The organism is Methylophaga sp. UBA5088, from assembly GCF_002414625.1.
Lineage (GTDB): Bacteria > Pseudomonadota > Gammaproteobacteria > Nitrosococcales > Methylophagaceae > Methylophaga > Methylophaga marina.
In genome coordinates this window covers 3232-4832 of sequence record NZ_DIAC01000025.1, presented here as the reverse complement: position 1 = coordinate 4832, position 1601 = coordinate 3232, and the positions used below count along the sequence as shown (strand labels likewise).

The 1601-nt window shown below is 42.7% G+C and carries 2 protein-coding genes; one reads left to right on the top strand and one right to left on the bottom strand.

Features of this window, described 5'->3' with window-relative positions:
- Positions 1-256: 256 nt before the first annotated feature.
- Positions 257-901, bottom strand: coding sequence for a helix-turn-helix domain-containing protein (locus B4K20_RS03040; protein WP_289281837.1), 645 nt, complete (start codon positions 899-901; stop codon positions 257-259).
- A 232-nt stretch (positions 902-1133) separates the two neighbouring features.
- Between B4K20_RS03040 and B4K20_RS03035 the strand changes: the two genes are divergently transcribed.
- The coding region (locus tag B4K20_RS03035) for an FAD-dependent oxidoreductase (RefSeq protein WP_289281836.1) at positions 1134-1601 on the top strand (468 nt) is incomplete at its 3' end.

The window sequence follows — 1601 nt, the reverse complement described above, 5'->3', positions numbered from 1 at the left end:
TGCTGATAAATATGCGAAATTGAAGATAAGAGAATTTATGAAGTCTGTCAGGGCACTTCATTTATCAAGTGCTTACTTGTTTGAAACGCTATAATTTTTGTGGGGATCGTACAGGGTCAGACTCGATTGGTATGATTGATTTAGTGCATGAAGATATATGGGCTTAGGTTAAAAACTATTAGCTTGGCCTTACCACACTACAGCCCAATATTAGAAAGTAAGCCATTTTTTACACTGAACCTGAGTACTTAAAAAACTAGCTTTTGTAACTATCGTCTTCAAAGTCATCAAGACTATCGTAGTAGATGATGGCTAAGTACTGAATTGGCATTTTGAGTTTTGTTTCCGGTCGGTGAGGTTGCTCAGCGTGGAAAGTTAGAGAGTCACCTGGCTCAAGAATAAAACGCTCATCACCTACGGTGTATTCCAGTTTCCCTTCCAGCATATAAATAAATTCAGTACCGGCGTGTTCAAAGGGATCAAAGACTTCACTTTCTTCATTTAAGGTAATCAAAAACGGTTCAAACAGTTTTTTCGGGCCGGTGTCATACGCTAATAGTTGATAGGTATGACCACTCTTGGTACCGCGGCGAACCACTTCCATTCCCTCGCCATTCTTCACATATTGAGCACCGCCCATCGGCGTGTCGTAATCGTGAAATAACCGTGAGAGCTTTACACCAAGAGCATTGGCAAGGTGTTCCAGTTTTTCCAGGCTGGGTGAGGTCAGTCCATTCTCAATCTTACTCAACATACCGCGACTGACATTGGCTCGCATAGCGACATCCGCAATGGTTAATCCATTTTCAGTGCGAATATGGCGTAGCGTATTTCCCAGATGTTTATCTAAGGACTGATGTGTCGCAGTTTCAGTCGTCACGATTGGTTGCTGTTTGCTCACGGCAAGAATACTCCATCTTCTTTTAGGCTGTTCTGCCTGATTATACCTGAGGTTTTTTTATTTATCCGGCTTTAATGTTTCCTATTGTGAAAAAAAGTTTCAAAGTTATTGACATGTTTTTTTCAGCATGAGTAAATAGAACCATGTTTCATCACATGAAATTTTGTTTACCTAGAAAGGGTTAGATTGAACTACCCCTTTAGTAGTAGAGCATCACGAGTGGAGGTTAAGAATGCCATTAGGGCTATTAAAATATGGTCTGAGTAGTGAACACCCGGCACCACGCTTTTTTAGGGACTGTACTGAACCTAAGAAATCCTACGATGCCGTGATTATCGGTGGCGGCGGACATGGTTTGGCGGCGGCATATTACTTAGCCAAAGACTATGGCATTACCAATGTAGCCGTATTAGAAAAAGGCTATATCGGTGGCGGCAATACTGGCCGTAATACCACCATCGTTCGTTCAAATTATCTGACGCCGGAAGGGGTTAACTTCTACGATGCCAGCGTCAAAATGTACGAAGACTTATCAGAAGAGTTAGACCTGAACCTGTTTTATTCCACACGTGGTCACTTCACGTTAGCTCACACCGAATCAGCGATGCGTACTATGCGCTGGCGTGCTGAAGTGAATAAACATGTTGGGGTTGAGAGTTATGTCGTCGGTCCTGAGGAGATATCCAAAGCGTGTCCGCAA